Below are 18,233 nucleotides of genomic sequence, written 5' to 3' on the forward strand. Positions count from 1 at the left end.
TTCGTCATGCTGAACCTCTACCCCGAAATTGAACCCAATGCCCGTCACCGCCTTGCGGTGGACGAACCCCATGAGTTGTACCTGGAAGAATCCGGCAATCCGGATGGCATTCCTGTGCTTGTGGTTCACGGTGGCCCGGGTGGTGGGTGTGAGGATTACCATCGGCGGTTTTTCGATGCCGAGCGCTTCCGGATTATCCTGATGGACCAGCGCGGCGCTGGCCGTTCCACGCCGCTGGCGGAGTTGGAAGGCAACAGCACCGACACCCTCGTGCAGGACATGGAAACCATTCGCCAGTTTCTGGGCATTGACCGCTGGTTGCTGTTTGGTGGCAGCTGGGGCTCCACGCTCAGCCTGGTGTATGCCGAAGCCTATCCGGAGCGGGTTCTCGGGCTGGTGTTGCGGGGCATTTTCCTGTGCCGGCCGCGAGATATTCAGTGGTTTTATCAGGAAGGCGCCAGCCGCGTGTTTCCGGACTACTGGCAGGATTTCGTGTCCCCCATCCCCGAAGTGGAACGTGATGGCCTGGTGTCGGCATACTACCGCAGGCTGACCAGCCCCAACGAGCTAGAGCAGATTCAGGCGGCCAAGGCCTGGTCAGTCTGGGAAGGGCGTTGCGCCACCTTGCATCCCAACCCCCGGGTGGTTGAACGTTTCGCGCATCCCCATGTTGCGATTGCTTTGGCAAGGATTGAATGCCATTACTTTGTGAACCAGGCGTTTTTGGCGCCAGACCAGATCGTGCGAAATGCCGCGCGGCTTTCCGGAATACCCGGCGTGATTGTGCACGGCCGCTACGATATGGTGTGCCCGCTGGATAACGCCTTGGAGCTCAGTCTGGCCTGGCCAGAAGCAGACCTGCGTATTATCCGCGATGCAGGGCATTCCGCGTCTGAACCTGCCATTGTCGATGCACTGATTCGGGCCGTAGAGGATGTGGTGTCACAAACCGACTCGCCCGCCGGGTGACTGAATTATCTTTTCTTGATTTAAGGGGTTGCGGCCCGTGTTGCGCGCCGATACAGTCTCGACGTTTCTGATTTTTAACCCTCGAAGTAGTTGCTCAAGGGATTGAATGAAAGGACTTATCCAGCGAGTATCGGAAGCTAGCGTAACGGTGGACGGCCGGAAAATTGCCAGCATTGGCAAAGGGCTTCTGTTGCTGCTGGGCATTGAAAGGGACGACTCACCGAGTGAGGCAAAGGAACTGTGCCGAAAAATTCTTTCCTACCGGGTTTTTCCGGACGAGCAAGGCCGCATGAACGTTAATGTTCAAGACGCCGCTGGCTCTATCCTTGTTGTTCCCCAATTCACTCTCGCTGCCGATACCCGTTCAGGTACCCGCCCGGGATTTTCCCTGGCCGCTGCACCGGAACTGGCTGTTTCGTTGTATCGCGAGTTCCTGATCAGTGCCCGTAACCAAATGGGGTGCGAGCGTGTGGAAGAAGGGGAGTTTGGAGCGGACATGAAAGTCGCGCTTATCAATGACGGGCCAGTCACCTTTTTGCTGGAGGTTGCGCAGAAACGTTAATGCCCCGAAATGTTGCGCGTACCCTTTGTGTGCGCGTTTCTGGTGCCGCAATGTCGGGCATATGATTTGACGAAGATGTTGTGAAACGGCTTGGCATGGTTTAACTGTATGTTTTAGATTGGAAAAGCCTGTTCTGGCCTCGAATTTGAGTGATCTGCATATCGGAAAGCTGGCAAACTTTTGGGCATAAAGGGTTGCCTTGCAGGCACCAAAAAGGCTAAAAACCGGTTGTTAAAAATTTGCAAAAATACATTCATTGTATTAAAGCAGGGTCATCACTAAGAGCTTTAAGAAAAGCTGTTAAGTGGTTGAGATGTAAGGCTCAGCTTGATGGCTTGAGTCATATAAAAAGAAAAAATGTCGTGTCCCGCAGGATATAAATGGGAGGCGATCAGGAGTCCGGCAAGTTCAGCCCCAGGTTGTCTTTGCCAGCAAAAATCGGGATCTAGAACCCGTCGAAAACCTGAGTTAACTCAAAAAGGAAGACGCAACATGAAAAAAACTATCCTTGCTTCTGCTATCGCAGCTGCAACCTTCTCTGGCGCTGCTCTGGCCCAGGAAAGTAATCTGCCGACAGTTTACGGTAATATCCAGTATGCTATTGCTCATGATAATGTTGATGGCGGCAACTCCAGTATTAATCATTTCGACAACGGCTCAACTTTGGGCGTGTTGCACGACCACGAAGTTGCTCCTGGCCTGACCGGTTTCTTCAAAATCGAAATCGATCGCCTGGGCGCAGACGACATCAATAGTGCGAACGATCCAGAAGGTCGTTTCCGTATTGATGAAGCGTACATCGGTGTTAAGGGTGAGAGCTTCGGCCAGCTCTGGGTTGGTACCGACGACACAATTTACGAGCTAGCCGTAACAGAGATTTCAGAATTTTATGAAGTCGCATTGCTGATGAACCAGGCGGTGAGTTATGACACAGGTGAGGGTGACATGGTTCAATACCTGTCTCCTAATTTCGGTGGATTGACTATCGGCGCCGCTGTCCAGATCAACGGTGACGGCGATGGCCAGGTAAGCAAAAAGTCCTACCCGTGGCAGCTGGCTGCTATGTATGAGGTTGATGCCCTTGAGCTGGCGTTCGCTGTTGACTCAAACGACGGTGGCCGCGCTTATAATGGCATAAGCACCGTTCCCAGCGTGAACAATGAGAATACCTACGGTCTGCGTGCCAGCTACAACCTGGACAATCTGCGTCTGACCGGCGAATTCCACACCCGTAAAGATGTGGCCGACACCTTTGGCGTGATGGGTATTTATACTCTTGGTAAGAACCAGTTTGCTCTTTCTTATGAGCTGACTCAGTACGACGACAATTTCAGCGACGCACAGTTTGCTGACAAAGATATCGACACTGTTACACTGCAAGCTCTGCATAACTTGTCTGATCACATGTACGTATACTTCGAGGGCTACCTCGGTGGCGGCGATGACGGCGTATATGGCGTTGCCGACAAGAGCGAGCGTTCAATCGCTTCTGTTGGTGCTGTTTACTACTTCTGATCAGCTAACCAGCTAATCAAGTAGTCTCAAAAGCCGGTGACTCAGGTCACCGGCTTTTGTGTTTATACTGTCCTGACTTTTTGTGGAGCGTGCCATGGCCGTCGAACTTGAAATCAAACTGACCCTATCGGAGCGGGCGCAGGCGCAAGCCCTGGAGTGGTTGCTTGCGCAGCCTGAGGCCAAGCCTGGTGGTCAAAAACTCCTGGTGAATCGCTATTACGATACGCCGGATGCGGCACTGAATCAGGCGAAAGCGGCTTTGCGGGTACGACAGGCAGGTGATCGGTATATCCAGACCCTGAAAACCCAGGGTGAATTTGTCGATGGTGCGCATCGCCGGCAGGAGTGGGAGTGGCCTCTGCCGGGGCCCGAGCTTGACCTGTCGTTGCTCGAAGACACGCCATTAAAGCAAAGGCTGGATATGGAGAAGTTCCAAGTGGCCTTCGAAACCAACTTCACTAGGCAGGTGGTGATGCTTGAAACTGCTGACGCACTTGTAGAAGTGGCCGTCGATTGCGGCGAGGTTGTCGGCGGTGGGAGGTCTCACCCGCTGTGCGAGGTGGAGTTTGAGCTGAAGTCTGGAAGCCCTTCGTTGCTGTTCAGCTGGGCCAAGGCGCTTGCTGTCGAAGTGCCGGTTTTGGTAAACCTGATCAGCAAGGCGGAGCATGGCTATTATCTAGCGGGTATCACCGGCAGAGAAGCACGGGTAGCAGAAGACGGGGAGTGTGTGAACGGGTTCCTGCGGGCGTTGAGTGACTCTTGGCTTACAGGGGCTGTGCTGGTATTGCCGGAAGACTGTTTCAGAAAGCTAACTCAGAAATCCACGGAGTCAGGATGTCATGCTACATGGCGCGAGGTAGAGGGCTTTCTGAAATCGGGATGCAACACCCGAGATCTGCTTGATCATGTGCCGCGCCTGGGTTTCCTCCAGTTGGCCTTGGCGGAAGGCTGACGGTGCACAGAAAAAAGGGGCCGGATAACCGACCCCTCTCTGCACTACTGCCTGTGTTATCCGGGCAGATAACGTTTCAGAACGATTTGGTCCAGCCTACCCAAACCTGCGGTTTGTCAGCGCGTGGGCTGCCGAAGGGAGAATCGCTTTTGCTGATGTCCGCGTAATCGACGTTAAGGCTGAACTCGCCCAATTCGCTCGCATCCTTTGCAAGGCTGGCTGAGTAGTGTACGTAACTGGCATCTTCAAAGCCGGCCTTACCATCAACATCGAAATCATAGTAGCCAACGGTGAAAGACGCTGCGAAATCGTTCGCCAGTGGGAGCGAGGCAGAGCCGTAGTAGTAGATGTCGCCCTCATCGAAAACGTCGTCCTGGTTTTCACTATGAGCAGTGTATGCTACACCGACGGCAAAGTTACCCAGCCCGATCTCGCCATAAATTTCACCGAAATCGATGTTTTCCGGGGCATCGGTGTAGGCGTAGTAGATGTAGCCGACATCATACGCGATGCCCTCCACTTCTCCCGCGAAACCCAGGTAGAGATCCAGTTCGTGCGTGGCCTCGTCGCCAAAGTCTATCGTGGAAACCCATGTTCCGGCGTAAAGCCCGCTTGCGTCTTCGTAGTCAACGCCGCCCTGAATGGCGGAGGCACCTTCTGTCTGGGTGAGGCCCCGGAACATGTAGTTGCTCACGGCACCAATATTTGCAGACAATTCTGCGTGGGCGATACTTGGCACGGCCAGCGTCCCGAGCAGGGAAGCAGTGAGTACCGAAGCAGTTAGGTTGTATGCGTTGCGTCTCATAGGATACCTCTTGGATCGATTGATTAACTCACGGTTGACAAAGCACAGTCGATGCCAATAAATGAAACTGCATATAAATCAAAAGCGTGCGTGAAGCCTCCGTTGTTGGGGTTGCTGAGTTATCCCAATGCGCACTAACTCGGGGCGTCAGCTTTTTGCGGCTGCACCAGATTGTATCACGGAGTGGTGCGTCAGCTATGACAGGCTCAGAAGCGCTGTTGCCACGCTGAAGTAAATCAGCACGCCGCTGACGTCGGCAATGGTTGTTATCAGTGGCGTACTTGCCGTTGCCGGGTCGAACTTCAGCTTATCCAGCAGGAAAGGCAGCAGCATACCAATGAGGCTGCCCACCATCACCACAGCGATCATGGTAACCGCCACCACAAAGGCAATCTCCGGCCCGGCCCGCATAAAGCCAACCACCATTACGGCGGCAGCCATGGTGATCCCCAGGGCACTGGCTACCAGGGTTTCTTTGCCTAGCAGTTTGCCCCAGTCGGCTACCGTGACATCGCCGGTGGCCATACCCCGTACCATCAGCGTGGCGGACTGCGCCCCGGCATTACCGGCGCTGGCGACCAGAAGCGGCATGAAGAACAGCAACGCAATGTGTTCGGAAATAATGTCTTCAAAATAGGCAATGCCGGCCCCGGTAAAGATGTTGGCAAATACCAGAATTACCAACCATTGCACCCGCGAGCGGTAGAGCGAGAACGGCGTTGCATCCCTCAGGCCGGTTTCCAGTTTGCCTACAGTGGCGCCTTTGTGGATGTCTTCGGTGGCTTCTTCTTCGGCAACATCCATGGCGTCATCGTAGGTGACGATGCCCACCAGCCGTTCGTCCTGATCCAGAATTGGCAGTGCCAGCAAGTCGTAGCGTGATATCAGTCGGGCCACTTCTTCCTGGGGAGTGTCGGTGCTGGCGGTCACCAGACCAGTAGCAATCAGGTCATCCACCGGCGTGCCGGGCATCGCGGTAATCAGGTTCCGAAGGGAAACTGCACCCACCAGTTTGTGCTGGTTATCGATCACGTACGCCTGGTAGATGGTTTCTTTATCCGGCGCGGTGTTTCTGAGCAGGTTAATCGCCGCGCTGGCGGACATGCCGGTGCTGATCACCGCGTATTCCGAGCTCATCAGTGCGCCGGCGGTGCCTTCCTCAAAGCTTGCCAGGCGCCGAAGGTCTTCCCGTTCTTTGCTGGCGAGGGACTGGAACAGGGCGTGCTGGCGGTTCTCATCCAGCAGGTTGAAGAAGTCGGCCCGTTCGTCCGAGGGCATGGCGGTTACCAGCTCAGCTAGGTCTTGGGTGGGCAAGAGCTCCGCGATCAACGTTTGGGTGTTGGGGCCGATATAACCGAATACCTTGGCGCTTTGCTCTGTTGTCAGGGCCCGGAGAAGGCGGATGCCTTCCTCGTTATCCGGGTTTTCTTCAACAAACTCCGCGAGGTCGGCGGCATTGAAGGTGGCCGCCGCGGCCTGAATCTGCGCCTCGTCACGGGTGGCGATGGCCTCAAATAGGGGCTGGTAGAATTCGGAGTCCAAGTATGACATTAGTTACCTTACTCTTTCGGAGTCATCGCTTCGGCTTTCTGCTCGTTGTCACTGTGCAGGTCTCGCCACTGCTTGAGGAATTCCCGGTACCGGTCCAGGGCCTCCTCAACCACAGAGACTGATGGGGTGTCTGTTGATCGGACCAGCACAATCAGTCCCTTGCCCTCGACCTCTTCATTGGTGGGAGGGTGGCAAATCACTTCATTGTCGTGATCGATATACGCCAGGGCAGTGCCTATGCCGTGGCGCACGAGTGCGCTGACAATGTCTGCCCAGACCAGGTCGTCCAACTCCAGATCATAGCGGTGAGGATGGTCGCGTTCGTAATTGAACATGTCTTCCAGCACCTTCTCGGAACCCGGCGCCACCACGGCGCGAACCATGATCTCCGGGTAGGTGCGAACTGGACGGATCGTGGTGCGCACCCCAAGTGTTTTGAAACGGTCGCGATTGTGATCACTCACGCATTCCACGGTGGTTCGCCCGCCCAGGTTGGATTCTACCAATCTGTGGGCGATATCGAAGGTCAGGCTGTCCGAGAATGGATCGGATTCGTCTGCGGCGAGCACAATGATGTGTTTGGCGCTGCCGGCATGCACCGCTTTCAGGGCTTCTGGATCGTTACCCGCGCCATGAAAATGGACCATTCCGCAGTCGGACAGTTCTGCAGGTAATCCGCCCGGGAACTGACGGGTCAGCAGCATGATGGGTACCGTGTGGTACTCGGGCACGGATCGGATCTGGGAGGCGAAGCGCATGAAGTACTGCTCGCCGCCACTGCGAGGGGTGTTAATGATTACGATGTGATCTTTCATGTTGTAAATCCAGCGTCCGGTCAGGATTCGTTCACGGCGGTAGAACCGGTATTCAATATAGTCGCTGACGATCAACGTCAGCAGCGTGATGGCACTGATAAACATCAGCAGGATGGTGCTCAGGCGGCCAACGGTGGTTTCTGGTGCGAAATCGCCGTAGCCCACGGTGACCAGAGTGGTCATGGTCATCCACGCTGCCTCGAACAGCGTCAGAGGCTCTGCCGCCCAGATAATCAGTATCTGGGTGATGAGCAAGCAGCCCAGTATGACAAAGAGCCGCCGCATACGATTGCGGATCAGGCCGCCCATGGGCAGGTGAGACTGCGTATGTTCGGGATTCAGCGGGCGGCGATTGCGCATCATAGAGTTGGCGTGCCTGTTCAGTCCTTGGCGAGTTCGTTATACAGTACCGGAAATATATCAGAGAGACAGGGGTTTGCGTTATGTCTGAGCCTTGGGGTTCATTGCCAGCGGAACTGGCCAACGATGTGTCAGGTTGTTGGGCTTCGATATTCCCGGACGGGATTCCAGGCTGGTTGACCGATGACGCAGACCTGACGGAAGCCGATATTGCCGAAGCCTTTGCCCGAAGCCTGTTCTTGCGGCAAACCATAGAGCGACATTCTGAGCAGATTCGCTCGGCGGTACAGGTACGGCCACTGCAAGAACCCACCACCGAATCCTGGCTGGCGGAGCGCTGGGCGTCTTTCCGGGGCTCGGTGGATTCTGAACCGGCGTTGCACGCCGCACTCAGGCAATTCCGGCGGGAGATCCAGTTCCGGATTATCTGGCGGGACCTCCTTAAATGGGCCGACCTTCAGGAAACCATCGCCGCCACCAGTGCGTTCGCCGATACCTGTATTGATGGCGCGCTGGATTGGCTGTACGAACAGGCTTGTGAAGAGTCCGGCACGCCCTGGGGCAAAGACCCGGTAACCGGTGAGGAAGCTCCCCAGAAAATGGTGGTGCTGGGCATGGGCAAACTCGGCGGCCGTGAACTGAACGTCTCTTCTGATATTGATCTTATCTTCGCCTTCCCGGGCAAGGGCGAAACGCGCGGTGGTCGGCGAGCCCTGGATAACCAGCAGTTCTTTATTCGTCTGGGGCAAAAACTGATCCAGGCGCTGGACCAGATCACCGCCGATGGCTTTGTGTTCCGTGTGGATATGCGCCTGCGCCCCTACGGCCAGAGCGGCGCCCTGGCCCTGAGTTTCGCAGCGCTGGAAACCTACTATCAGGACCAGGGCCGTGACTGGGAACGCTACGCGATGGTGAAAGCCCGGGTAGTGGCGGGCGACCAGCGGGCAGGGGAGGTGCTGATGAGTAGCCTCCGGCCCTTCGTTTACCGGAAGTACATTGATTTCAGTGCCTTTGAGTCGCTGCGCAATATGAAGGCAATGATCAGCCGGGAAGTGCGCCGCAAGGGGCTGGAAAACAACATCAAGCTGGGCAGCGGCGGCATCCGTGAAATCGAGTTTGTGGTGCAGGCGTTTCAGCTGATTCGGGGCGGCAGGGACCGGGAGCTGCAGCAGCGGGAACTACAGGTGATCCTTAAAGAGCTGGAGGAGCTGGAACTACTGCCCTCCACCGTGGTTCGGGAGCTTCGGGATGCCTATGTGTTCCTGAGAAACCTGGAACATGCCCTTCAAGGCATGGAAGACAAGCAGACTCAGGAGCTGCCCGACGATGCACTTTCTCTGGCTCGGATATCACGGATCATGGGTTACGAGGATTGGTCCGCCTGCCAGAAGGCCCTGACAGAGCATCGTGAGCGTGTGGCCACACATTTTTCCAATATCATTGCCTCGGAGGAAGAGGAGCAGGAGGGCGAAGCCGGCATTGAGGATGGCTGGTTCGAGCTTTGGCTGGCGGAAATGGAAGCGCCTGCTGCCGTGGAGTGGCTCTCTGAGCAGGGGTTCGAGCGCCCTGAAGACAGCGTCCAGAAACTGACGGACTTACGGGACAGCCGCACCGTGCAAACGCTGCAGACCCAGGGTCGAAGACGACTGAATGAATTCATGCCACTGCTGCTAAGCGCCCTGACAGGTGTAGAGAATCCCTCAGAAACACTTGAGCGGGTGCTTCAGCTTGTTGAGGCCATTCTTCGCCGCACCGCGTACATGGTGCTGTTGTTGGAGAATCCAGGCGCCCTGACCCAGTTGGTACGCCTGTGCAGCGATAGCCCCTGGATCGCCAGCCTGCTGGCGGAAACCCCGCTGTTGCTGGACGAGTTGCTGAACGCCGAAAGCCTGTACACGCCCCCCGCCAAGGAAGAATTGCAGGATGACCTGCGCCAGCAAATGCTGCGGATTCCCTATGAAGACCTGGAAGAGCAGATGGAATCGCTGCGGTATTTCAAAAAGGCCCATGTGCTGCGGGTAGCTGCCTCTGAGATCAAAGGCACCCTGCCGTTGATGAAGGTGAGTGATTACCTCACCTGGATAGCCGAGGTGGTGCTGGACCACGTGGTGGATGTGGCGTTCGCAAACCTGGTGAGCCGGCACGGCTATCCGCGCCGGGCTGATGGCTCCGCCTGTGATACCGACTTCGCTATCATCGGCTATGGCAAGCTCGGCGGCATCGAATTGGGTTACACCTCAGATCTGGATCTGGTGTTTGTGCACCAGGCAGACCCGGAACTGGCCACCGACGGCGACAAGCCCATCGACAATGCCGTGTTCTATACCCGCCTCGGCCAGCGCATCGTCCACATCCTCAGCACTCAGACCCCGTCCGGCCAGTTGTACGAAGTGGATATGCGTCTGCGCCCTTCGGGCAATTCAGGGTTGCTGGTCAGCACCTTGCAGGCGTTTGAAAAATACCAGCAGAACGATGCCTGGACCTGGGAACACCAGGCCCTGGCGCGGGCCCGTGGGGTGGCGGGTTGCCCGGATACCCTGAAAGCCTTTGAAACCATTCGCCACAACATTCTTTGCCAGCCACGAGACAAACAGGCACTGCGCAAAGAGGTGGTGGAAATGCGGGAAAAAATGCGTGCCAATCTCGGTACGCCCGAGGCCAGGCGGGCAGAGGTGTTCCACATAAAGCACGACAACGGCGGTATTGTCGATATCGAGTTTCTGGTGCAATACCTGATGCTGGCCTGGAGCGCCGAGCACCCTGAACTGACCCAGTGGAGTGACAACATCCGGCAGATGGAAGAGCTGGGTCGTGCCGGCGTGATGGTGGTGGAAGATACCGAAAAGCTCAGGGAGGTGTTCATCACCCTGAGATCCACCATCCACCGGCGGGCGTTGCAGAACCTGAATAGCCAGGTGGAAGGGGATGCGTTTCCGGATGAACGGGCTTACATACGATCCATGTGGCAAAAAGTGATGCTCGCCGATTAAGCAACATTCAATTCCGGCAGAGAATCCTGCTAGAATGCCGGTTCCCCGAAAACCGCTTTTTTAGGAGCAGAACAGAATGTCGATGGCTGACCGCGATGGCGTTATCTGGCTGGACGGAGAAATGGTTCCCTGGCGTGACGCCAAAACCCACGTCCTCACTCACACCCTGCATTACGGTCTTGGCTGTTTTGAAGGCGTGCGTGCGTACAACACCGCGAACGGCCCGGCGATTTTCCGCCTGAAAGAGCACACCGACCGCCTGTTCCGCTCCGCTCACATCCTGAACATGAAAATGCCGTTCAGCAAGGATGAGATCAACGAAGCCCAGCGTGCCGCGGTTCGTGAAAACAATCTCGATGAAGCCTACCTGCGCCCCATGGCGTTCCTGGGCTCCGAAGGCATGGGACTGCGTGCCGACAACCTGAAAGTGCACGTGATGGTTGCCGCCTGGAGCTGGCCGTCCTACATGTCGCCGGAAGCCAAAGAATTGGGTATCAAGGTGCGCACCTCGTCCTACACCCGCCACCACGTGAACATCACCATGTGTAAGGCAAAGGCCAACGGCAACTACATCAACTCCATGCTGGCCCTGAACGAAGCCATCTCCGGCGGTGCCGAAGAAGCTCTGCTGCTGGATAACGAAGGCTACGTGGCTGAAGGCTCCGGCGAGAACATCTTTATCGTGCGTGACGGCGTGCTGCACACGCCGGAACTGACCTCCTGCCTGGAAGGCATCACTCGCGCCACCATCATCGACTTCGCCAAAGACCTGGGCCTGCAGGTGAAAGAGCGCCGCATCACCCGTGACGAAGTCTACGTGGCCGAAGAAGCCTTCTTCACCGGCACCGCCGCTGAAGTACTGCCGATCCGTGAGCTGGATGGCCGTCAGATTGGTGAAGGCAAGCGTGGGCCGATTACCGAGAAGCTGCAGAGCATGTATTTTGATGCGGTTAAGGGGAAGCTTGCTGCGCATCAGGAGTGGCTGACGGCAGTTCGCTAACCCGGAAATCGTGTTCGATCAGTGTAGAAGCCGCCCCAAGTTTCCCGTGGGGCGGCTTTTTTATTAGAGTTGTTGGTGAATGGCCTTTTGAGAGGTTCGGTGGTGGGCTCAGATACGGAAGTACACATAAGTCGCGATGGCATCAACGCACTGGTGGTGCCTGAGTGGGCAGAACAGTTCGACCCTGATTGGTTTGACCCTGATTATTGGGGTGAGCGCGCGGTACCGGTTTCTTCGGGGGGGCGTGGGAGTGCTTGGTTTGTTGAGCGCCCGGAGCAGGATTGGGTGCTTAGGCACTATCGGCGGGGAGGGTTGATAGCGAGAGTGAGTGAAAGCGCATACGTTTTTCTTGGCGAAAACAAAACCCGATCATTTGCCGAGTTTCGCCTTCTTCAAAAGCTTCACAATCTGGGATTGCCCGTTCCAAAACCAATCTCGGCTGCATACGTTCGCCAAGGCCCCACCTACAGCGCCAGTATTATTATCGAGCGATTAACTGGGGCGGTTGCCTGGGGAGACTGTCTGTCGGGCTCGGCTGACAGCAAAAACTGGGAAATCGTTGGCAGGCTCATCCGGGCGTTTCATGATCAGGGCTTAGATCATGCAGATTTGAATTGCTTTAACGTTCTCCTCAAACACGGCGAGGGATTCCTGATCGATTTCGATCGATCCGTTATCCGCCACAAACCAAGTGCACTAGGCAAGGGGTGGCAGACCAGTAACCTGGAGAGACTGCACAGGTCCTTGGTTAAGGTTGTGGAGCAGGCCGGTGAACCGCTGTCAACAGTGGATAACGGTTGGCCTAAGCTTCTGAGGGCCTATTTTGCTTGATCTGGCGAAGGTTGTTCATCGTCTTTCTCGGATTCGACGCATAGAGCCCACAGCGTAACGAGCAAAAACGCATAGACCATAACCCCACTGTTGTGCTCGAAAAAAGCTTGAGACAAGCTGAATATTATGTAGCTTGTACACATCAATGCGCCTGCAAGGGCCATCGGCCTGGTTTTTGGTCTGCCGTCAGTCAGTTTTTTCATGAAGAAGAACAAAGGAACAAAGTACAGTGCGATCAACGCACCGAGCCCCAGCAGCCCACGCTTCTGCCAGCTATCCAGAAAATCGTTATGGGCGTGACCGTATTTAAGGATTGCTGAGTCAATTCTCCCCGCTTCGGCTAGTTTTGCTTTCTCGATTTCTACCTGAATGCTACCCCATCCCAGAAAAGGTCTTTGATAACCCAGCTTGGCGGCCGCTTTCCACATCTCTAGCCGAGCACCGATGGAGGTTGTGGCATCTGCCTCCGTAAAATACTCCTTTGTTTCATAGAAAACGCGATCCAGACGCTTCTGCACACCGGTATCAGGGGCCATGGAAAGAGCCGCGATAACAGCAATGGATAATGCAATTAAGCCGATACTGCGAGCCGCGGATAGCTGAAACTTGTATGTGTAGAGTGTTAGAACAAGCCCAACCGGGAGAGCAAGCCACCCCCCGCGACTTCCAGAGAGGAACGACGCTGTAATGCCTCCGGCGAATCCGGCCAGCATCAAAATTTTGAGGAAATTGTTTGGGCGAGTGAGCTGCTGAAACCAAAGGAATCCAACGAGGGAAATTAATCCCATCAGCATGGCGATATTTCCGAACTGAATAGCCTGAGTCTCGCCCTGAGCTCTGGACATTCCTTCGAAGAAAACTTGGTGGATGGCCCATCCACCAGCACCAACTGCGCCAACGGCAAAACCTAACCACAAATATTGGGCTTTGGGAGGGTAGTGTGCTAGTAAGGGGATCACGAAGAGCGCGAATATGAACCTGCTAGGGCGATCAAACGACCGTGAACTCAATCCATGCCAAAGGATTTCCGTTGCGGCAGCTACAAAAATAAGGATAAGTATCGTGGCTAGAGGAACGTAATCGCTGCTTGGCCAATTTGGGCGATAACTCGGAATAACGAAGGTAAAAACACTGGCCAAGACCAGTAAGACTGGTCCCCAAGAATAACCTGTAGGTGCGATTAGCGCGAGAAGGCCGAACATCATAACAGAGGCCGATGTAATTCGGTTCGGCCAATTAGCTGAAATCATTTTATGCCCACTGCGTTAAGGAGAGTTTATCTTTGGCGGAGCTTGTCGATCGCCCGATTCCACTTTCTTAGCTTTAATCGGGTTTCAATTCGAGTCGGATAGACATAGATGAGTCTCTGGAGGAAGAGTGCTAAAAGCTCTGATGAAGCAAGGAAAGAGCCCTTCTTGTTTTCACAAAGTTCCCGGTAAGCATTAATCCATTCAATATGCTGCCATTGTGCACATTGCCCCTTGGTTCGGGAGATGCGTGCGGAACCAAGAAACTTTTGGCACAACCCTAACCCCAGCTCTTCTGGCGCAGCTATAACGAGATTGTTTGCGTAAATGGAGCGTGATCGATTAATCGCATCCCCAGACCGGTCCAGCAGGCCAATTAACCCAATATCTGGGTCGAATTTTTGTAATGCAGAAAGCCAGAACATCTGGGTGCAGTCAATAGGAAAGTCGTTTCGTAACGATGCTTCGTTTTCGGATATGGGATCTTGGGCGTCGGGGTATAGGTCCAAGTCCCAGATCATCCTTAAATCGCTTGTTAAGCCAAAGTAGAAAAAATCACTTAAATGGAATGCAACGGGATAACCTTTGGCATATTTGCGCGTAAAAACATTGCTAACGACAACCCGTTCATCAAAGAACTTGTACTGCTGAGAACGAATTGGAAATTTTTTCTGCAGGTCTACAAACTGGCTGCCAGTCAAAAAGTTATCGCTGCGAAGCTTCACCGCGTAACGAGTTGACACATGTTTCAAGCCTTCTCGCGAGGAGACAATCTGCCTGTTATTGTTGAAACGTTGCGGAGTTCCGTCGCGCTTAAAGTAGCGGATATTGGGTCCGGGATCTTCAGAGATGACCAATTCATCGTAATCCAACCCCTCAAGATCTTGGTTTGGCCAAGTGGACAAGATAATCTTACTGCCAGGAAGATGCTGCCGAACTGACTCCAGGCATTTCTGGGTAATGCCTGGTTCTTGTTCACGGTCCTGAAAGCTCTGCACGGGGCCTTGGACAACCACGCTAATGTCAGAAAAGTCGCTCATTCTCATGCTCGTATTAGGTTTCAGATGCCAATATCAAAGCCAATAGACTCTTCAAGCATTTCTTTGAGGTCGTCGCTGTTGCGTTTGATATTTATTGCGTCACAGCTCTTGAAAGGGTTTGTTCGGGCGTAATCATTGATTACGATTCTTCGGCCATGCACCAGGCCAAAAATAATATCGTCGTAAGGAATATTTAGGCGCTCAAGTTGTTTGATGGTCGCTTCCCGAAAGCTTTCCTTCCGCGATGTAGTAATAATTATCTGGACCTTTCCAGATTTGTGAAGTTTGTTCAGGACCTGAATGTTCTTTGTTATGCCATTGGTTTCGCCCCAGTATGGTGAGTTGTACTGGGCCGAGTTCTCTACCAGGGTTCCATCAAGGTCTACGAAAAGCGTAGAGTATTGAGCCTTATATTGATTCCATTCGCGAATCGTTCCCCAGTCACAATAATCTTCACTATGCAGGGCGTTGAACGTATGGCCGTCCAGGAGCATCTGATAAATAATGTTAGAGATGTAAAGGTCGTGCGAGTCGCTGCTTAGCTTTTCATAAATGCTCATAAAGGTTTGGGCTGACTCAAAAACGTAGCCTCCCACACAGAATGTTGAGCTCACGATCTTTTTCTCAACAATATTTTGGACAAAACCATACTCGTCAATGTCTATATAGCTTTTGTTTCGTGCATTAACGGTTTCTAGCTCGTGGAGATCCAGGCAACAGACGTGGTTTCCCTCCTTAACGGGAGCAGAAAACTGGTTGTCAGAGTCTTTAATGAATATTGGACCGGTGATGCCCGCAGCCTTGAGCCCTTGATAAACCGTCTCGGGCTGGTTCCGTGTGCGTTCTTTCAGCATGATAAAACGAAGCTTGTCTCTGTAGCCAATTTCATCAAACTGGGTTTCAATCGCGACTCTCACGGAATGTTTATCTTCATGTTCCTGTAAGCAGATCAGGTTGATACTTTCAAATTTATCCAGGTCCAGTTTTTTGATCGCTTCAACAATCATCATGTGGCCCCTGGGGTGCGTAAGTAGCCATTTGGGTTTCATGTCTGGGAACCGTGATGAGCTGCCAGCAACTGGTAGAATTAGGTGCATTTAGTCCTCCAGAGTCTTCAGGGATGTTTGAATGAAGTTTAAAGTGGTTGTGTCGTTAGCGTACGGCAAAATTCTTAGAACGTTGACAGATTGGAGTAGGTTGTACTCTTTTCCGGAGATTCCGAGAGCTGAAAGCTTACGTTTTGCAAATATATCCAACTGCCGGAGGCCTTGGCAGACTCGAAGATGAGAGAATGGTTTTTTGGATTTGGTGAGAGACCAGCGAAGGTGTGTATCCTGCCGGAGCTTGACTAGGTCCATGATTGGGGAGTCGATGTAGCTGTCCAGGAAATCGAATAGGCCGATGCAATTACCATTGGCAGAAAAAACGATGTTGGACAGGGTAAAATCGCCGTGACACCAACCATGAGGAATATTAATTTCTTTTTTTGTTAATCGGTCTCGCAATTTATTCCCGAAGAGTTGGTCGATCTCTTGTTTTTGAGGCTCCCCTGAAATGTTGCGAGATATTTCATCCAGCTTTACCAAAGCCGATGTATTAACTGTTTGGTAGTCGGTTCGCAGGTTGTGATCGATGAAGCCTTCGATTGCTTTGATACTTTGCATTAACGCAGGCACGGAACAAACGCCAAGGAAGTCGATGAAGTTCAGGTAGGGTAGAAATTCCATTCGTGCGGAATAGAAGGCGGGATTGTCCGCTTCATCATAGAGTTCTGGGACTATTATGGCAGGGTTCTTAAGTGCATGTCGGAAGTTGTCTTGTTTGCGAATTTGTGCCTGGAGACGCGGAATATACGACGGGAGTGCGCATTCCTTTTCAACCATGATTCGCTGGTCATGAGTAAGCAGCCTTACGGTGCATCCCGAATTGCCAGAAATCTCAATTGAAGGCTGATGTGGCATTCCCGTTCCTTACCTTTCTATTTTGTCTTGTGTAATCACACTAGGCCGACGATCTATCGTGGATAATCTGGCCAATATGCGTTAGCAGAGATAGTGAGGCCTCGTTGTTAGGCAACATTACAAGGAGGCTGCCGGTCAACACCCTTACCTTTGTACCGATACCGGCTCGTTCCGCTGCTGCAACGTCACTTGATTTATCTCCGACCATAATGCACTCCGCCGGATCCAGCTCAAACTCCTCAATCCCCCTCAATATCATCCCCGGCTTAGGCTTCCTGCAATCGCAGCCCCGTTCATCTTCGGGCCCAAAATCCGGATGGTGGGGGCAATGATAAACTTTGGTGATGGTTACACCCTGCTCCTTGAATCGTTCTACCATCCAGTCTGTCAGTTCCTGGAATTGAGCTTCTGAGTACATGCCGCGAGCAATGCCGGACTGGTTAGTGACGACAATCAGCAGATAACCCTGTTTCTGGAAGTGCCGGCAGGCCTCGAATATACCATCGACAAACTCGAAATCTTCTTTGCGATAAACATAGCCGTGATCCACGTTGATCACGCCATCCCGGTCCAGAAATACGGCTTTGTTGGTCATAGGTTCTGTTCCTGAATACAGCGGTCCAACATGTCGATAACGTGTTCCGTCGTGATGTTCTCCATCAGTTCTTCGCCCTTGAGCCTCTGGCCCCAGCGGCTTTGTTCCGGCGTTTCCCCTCGCATCTGTTTCAGGGCGGGGGTATAGGCGTCTACCACGTAGTTTTGCCAAAGGTAGGGACCGGTACGTTTCGGGTTACTGTGAGCGTAGAGGCCAATAACGGGTATGCCGGCGGCAACGGCCATGTGGGCCGGGCCGGTGTCTGGGGCTAGCACAAGGCTGGCTTCGCCAATCAGGGCGAACAGTTGCTTAAGGTTCGATTGCCCAACGAGGTTATGCAGTGAGTGCCTGGCGTGCGCCTGAATGCTGGCGGCCAATTCCTTTTCATGATCGGCCGGGCCGCCACACAGATACACGGAAAAACCCTGACTGGCGGCGTAGTCAGCCACGGCCGCGTATCGCTCGGGCAGCCAGTTGCGCTCGGCGTTAGAGGCGGCGGGGGTGATAATAAGGTGTTTGCGGGTGCCCGGGTCGAGCTGGGCTTTGGCCCAGTCCCGCTCTTCCGCATTAACCGGAATGTTCCAGTCGGGTGCTTCAAGGGGGATGCCCAGCGTTTTCTGGAACTGTCGGAAATTGTCCAGCACGTGGACCTTGTCCGTTGGCTCAATCCGTTCGTTGATAAACAGGCTGTGCAGCTCTTTGCTCTTGGCTTTGTCGTAGCCAATTCGTCGCTTGGCGGAAACGCACAAGCTGGCGAGGTTCGCTCTCAGGGCGACTTGCATCATTAGAAGGGCGTCAAACCGTTTGCCCTGGAGCTGGCGCCGAAGGTTGCGGTATGCGGCCAAGCCCTGTTTCTTGTCAAACACGACAAAGTTGACGCCGTCCATGCCCGCCATCAGTGCGGCTTCGGCCTTGCCGATCACCCAGGTGATCTCAGCTTCCGGGTAATGTTGCCGGATGGCGTGCACCACTGCAGCGGCGTTGCAGGTGTCGCCAATGGCTGACAGGCGCAGCAGGCAGATGGAGCGTGGCGCAGACAA

The 18,233-nt window shown here is 53.9% G+C and carries 16 protein-coding genes; 7 read left to right on the forward strand and 9 right to left on the reverse strand.

Features of this window, described 5'->3' with window-relative positions; genetic code table 11:
* Positions 1 to 6 precede the first annotated feature (6 nt).
* The 4 genes from pip to RVM24_RS20785 all read left to right on the forward strand — a co-directional run bounded on the left by pip (position 7) and on the right by RVM24_RS20785 (position 3,998).
* Positions 7 to 969 carry a prolyl aminopeptidase gene (gene pip, locus RVM24_RS20770; protein WP_431474675.1) on the forward strand — a complete coding sequence of 321 codons (963 nt, stop codon included), beginning with the start codon at positions 7 to 9 and terminating at the stop codon, positions 967 to 969.
* 106 nt (positions 970 to 1,075) lie between these two features.
* The gene (gene dtd / locus RVM24_RS20775) at positions 1,076 to 1,531 is read left to right on the forward strand and encodes a D-aminoacyl-tRNA deacylase (protein WP_431474676.1); all 456 of its coding nucleotides are present in this window, start codon (positions 1,076 to 1,078) and stop codon (positions 1,529 to 1,531) included.
* 492 nt (positions 1,532 to 2,023) lie between these two features.
* A complete protein-coding gene (locus tag RVM24_RS20780; protein ID WP_431474677.1) occupies positions 2,024 to 3,046 on the forward strand; it encodes a porin in 1,023 nt (340 codons plus the stop codon).
* A gap of 94 nt (positions 3,047 to 3,140) precedes the next feature.
* On the forward strand, positions 3,141 to 3,998 hold the full coding sequence (locus tag RVM24_RS20785) for a CYTH domain-containing protein (protein ID WP_431474678.1): 858 nt from the start codon (positions 3,141 to 3,143) through the stop codon (positions 3,996 to 3,998).
* A gap of 76 nt (positions 3,999 to 4,074) precedes the next feature.
* Here RVM24_RS20785 and RVM24_RS20790 read toward each other — a convergent pair whose 3' ends face one another.
* From RVM24_RS20790 to RVM24_RS20800, 3 genes are all read right to left on the reverse strand, one after another.
* Complete coding sequence (locus RVM24_RS20790) at positions 4,075 to 4,803, reverse strand: TorF family putative porin (RefSeq protein WP_431474679.1); 729 nt, start codon at positions 4,801 to 4,803, stop codon at positions 4,075 to 4,077.
* A gap of 195 nt (positions 4,804 to 4,998) precedes the next feature.
* The gene (mgtE, locus tag RVM24_RS20795; protein WP_431474680.1) at positions 4,999 to 6,354 is read right to left on the reverse strand and encodes a magnesium transporter; all 1,356 of its coding nucleotides are present in this window, start codon (positions 6,352 to 6,354) and stop codon (positions 4,999 to 5,001) included.
* An 8-nt stretch (positions 6,355 to 6,362) separates the two neighbouring features.
* A complete protein-coding gene (locus RVM24_RS20800) occupies positions 6,363 to 7,532 on the reverse strand; it encodes a potassium channel protein (protein ID WP_374787311.1) in 1,170 nt (389 codons plus the stop codon).
* An 80-nt stretch (positions 7,533 to 7,612) separates the two neighbouring features.
* Between RVM24_RS20800 and glnE the strand changes: the two genes are divergently transcribed.
* The 3 genes from glnE (at position 7,613) to RVM24_RS20815 (ending at position 12,350) form a co-directional block, all read left to right on the forward strand.
* On the forward strand, positions 7,613 to 10,519 hold the full coding sequence (glnE, locus tag RVM24_RS20805) for a bifunctional [glutamate--ammonia ligase]-adenylyl-L-tyrosine phosphorylase/[glutamate--ammonia-ligase] adenylyltransferase (RefSeq protein WP_431474681.1): 2,907 nt from the start codon (positions 7,613 to 7,615) through the stop codon (positions 10,517 to 10,519).
* Positions 10,520 to 10,595: 76 nt separating this feature from the next.
* The gene (locus tag RVM24_RS20810) at positions 10,596 to 11,519 is read left to right on the forward strand and encodes a branched-chain amino acid transaminase (RefSeq protein ID WP_072678366.1); all 924 of its coding nucleotides are present in this window, start codon (positions 10,596 to 10,598) and stop codon (positions 11,517 to 11,519) included.
* A 75-nt stretch (positions 11,520 to 11,594) separates the two neighbouring features.
* Positions 11,595 to 12,350 carry a 3-deoxy-D-manno-octulosonic acid kinase gene (locus tag RVM24_RS20815; RefSeq protein WP_431474682.1) on the forward strand — a complete coding sequence of 252 codons (756 nt, stop codon included), beginning with the start codon at positions 11,595 to 11,597 and terminating at the stop codon, positions 12,348 to 12,350.
* Here RVM24_RS20815 and RVM24_RS20820 read toward each other — a convergent pair.
* The 6 genes from RVM24_RS20820 to RVM24_RS20845 all read right to left on the reverse strand — a co-directional run bounded on the left by RVM24_RS20820 (position 12,338) and on the right by RVM24_RS20845 (position 18,233).
* Positions 12,338 to 13,600, reverse strand: a complete 1,263-nt coding sequence (locus tag RVM24_RS20820) for an O-antigen ligase family protein (protein WP_431474683.1) — start codon at positions 13,598 to 13,600, stop codon at positions 12,338 to 12,340. The two genes, RVM24_RS20815 and RVM24_RS20820, sit on opposite strands and share 13 nt — an antisense overlap.
* A 26-nt stretch (positions 13,601 to 13,626) precedes the next feature.
* A complete protein-coding gene (locus tag RVM24_RS20825) occupies positions 13,627 to 14,637 on the reverse strand; it encodes a WavE lipopolysaccharide synthesis family protein (protein ID WP_431474684.1) in 1,011 nt (336 codons plus the stop codon).
* 20 nt (positions 14,638 to 14,657) lie between these two features.
* Entirely contained in the window at positions 14,658 to 15,647 is a 990-nt protein-coding gene (locus RVM24_RS20830; protein ID WP_228715488.1) for a hypothetical protein, read from the reverse strand.
* An 87-nt stretch (positions 15,648 to 15,734) separates the two neighbouring features.
* Positions 15,735 to 16,598: an aminoglycoside phosphotransferase family protein gene (locus tag RVM24_RS20835; RefSeq protein WP_152437283.1), complete on the reverse strand. Its 864-nt coding sequence runs from the start codon at positions 16,596 to 16,598 to the stop codon at positions 15,735 to 15,737.
* A 40-nt stretch (positions 16,599 to 16,638) separates the two neighbouring features.
* Positions 16,639 to 17,193, reverse strand: a complete 555-nt coding sequence (gene gmhB / locus RVM24_RS20840; protein ID WP_431474685.1) for a D-glycero-beta-D-manno-heptose 1,7-bisphosphate 7-phosphatase — start codon at positions 17,191 to 17,193, stop codon at positions 16,639 to 16,641.
* Positions 17,190 to 18,233 carry a glycosyltransferase family 9 protein gene (locus RVM24_RS20845; RefSeq protein WP_431474686.1) on the reverse strand — a complete coding sequence of 348 codons (1,044 nt, stop codon included), beginning with the start codon at positions 18,231 to 18,233 and terminating at the stop codon, positions 17,190 to 17,192. Before RVM24_RS20845 ends, gmhB begins: the two co-directional genes overlap by 4 nt.

Origin of the sequence: Marinobacter sp. KM021 (assembly GCF_050707965.1) — a bacterium.
Lineage (GTDB): Bacteria > Pseudomonadota > Gammaproteobacteria > Pseudomonadales > Oleiphilaceae > Marinobacter > Marinobacter shengliensis.

What these genes read in the sequence shown, in the direction of transcription:
- RVM24_RS20800 (WP_374787311.1), bottom strand. Translation starts at nt 7,532, where the DNA reads ATGATGCGCAATCGCCGCCCGCTGAATCCCGAACATACGCAGTCTCAC.
- glnE (WP_431474681.1), top strand. Translation starts at nt 7,613, where the DNA reads ATGTCTGAGCCTTGGGGTTCATTGCCAGCGGAACTGGCCAACGATGTG.
- RVM24_RS20820 (WP_431474683.1), bottom strand. Translation starts at nt 13,600, where the DNA reads ATGATTTCAGCTAATTGGCCGAACCGAATTACATCGGCCTCTGTTATG.
- RVM24_RS20830 (WP_228715488.1), bottom strand. Translation starts at nt 15,647, where the DNA reads ATGATGATTGTTGAAGCGATCAAAAAACTGGACCTGGATAAATTTGAA.
- pip (WP_431474675.1), top strand. Translation starts at nt 7, where the DNA reads ATGCTGAACCTCTACCCCGAAATTGAACCCAATGCCCGTCACCGCCTT.
- dtd (WP_431474676.1), top strand. Translation starts at nt 1,076, where the DNA reads ATGAAAGGACTTATCCAGCGAGTATCGGAAGCTAGCGTAACGGTGGAC.
- RVM24_RS20810 (WP_072678366.1), top strand. Translation starts at nt 10,596, where the DNA reads ATGTCGATGGCTGACCGCGATGGCGTTATCTGGCTGGACGGAGAAATG.
- RVM24_RS20790 (WP_431474679.1), bottom strand. Translation starts at nt 4,803, where the DNA reads ATGAGACGCAACGCATACAACCTAACTGCTTCGGTACTCACTGCTTCC.
- mgtE (WP_431474680.1), bottom strand. Translation starts at nt 6,354, where the DNA reads ATGTCATACTTGGACTCCGAATTCTACCAGCCCCTATTTGAGGCCATC.
- RVM24_RS20780 (WP_431474677.1), top strand. Translation starts at nt 2,024, where the DNA reads ATGAAAAAAACTATCCTTGCTTCTGCTATCGCAGCTGCAACCTTCTCT.
- RVM24_RS20835 (WP_152437283.1), bottom strand. Translation starts at nt 16,598, where the DNA reads ATGCCACATCAGCCTTCAATTGAGATTTCTGGCAATTCGGGATGCACC.
- RVM24_RS20825 (WP_431474684.1), bottom strand. Translation starts at nt 14,637, where the DNA reads ATGAGCGACTTTTCTGACATTAGCGTGGTTGTCCAAGGCCCCGTGCAG.
- gmhB (WP_431474685.1), bottom strand. Translation starts at nt 17,193, where the DNA reads ATGACCAACAAAGCCGTATTTCTGGACCGGGATGGCGTGATCAACGTG.
- RVM24_RS20785 (WP_431474678.1), top strand. Translation starts at nt 3,141, where the DNA reads ATGGCCGTCGAACTTGAAATCAAACTGACCCTATCGGAGCGGGCGCAG.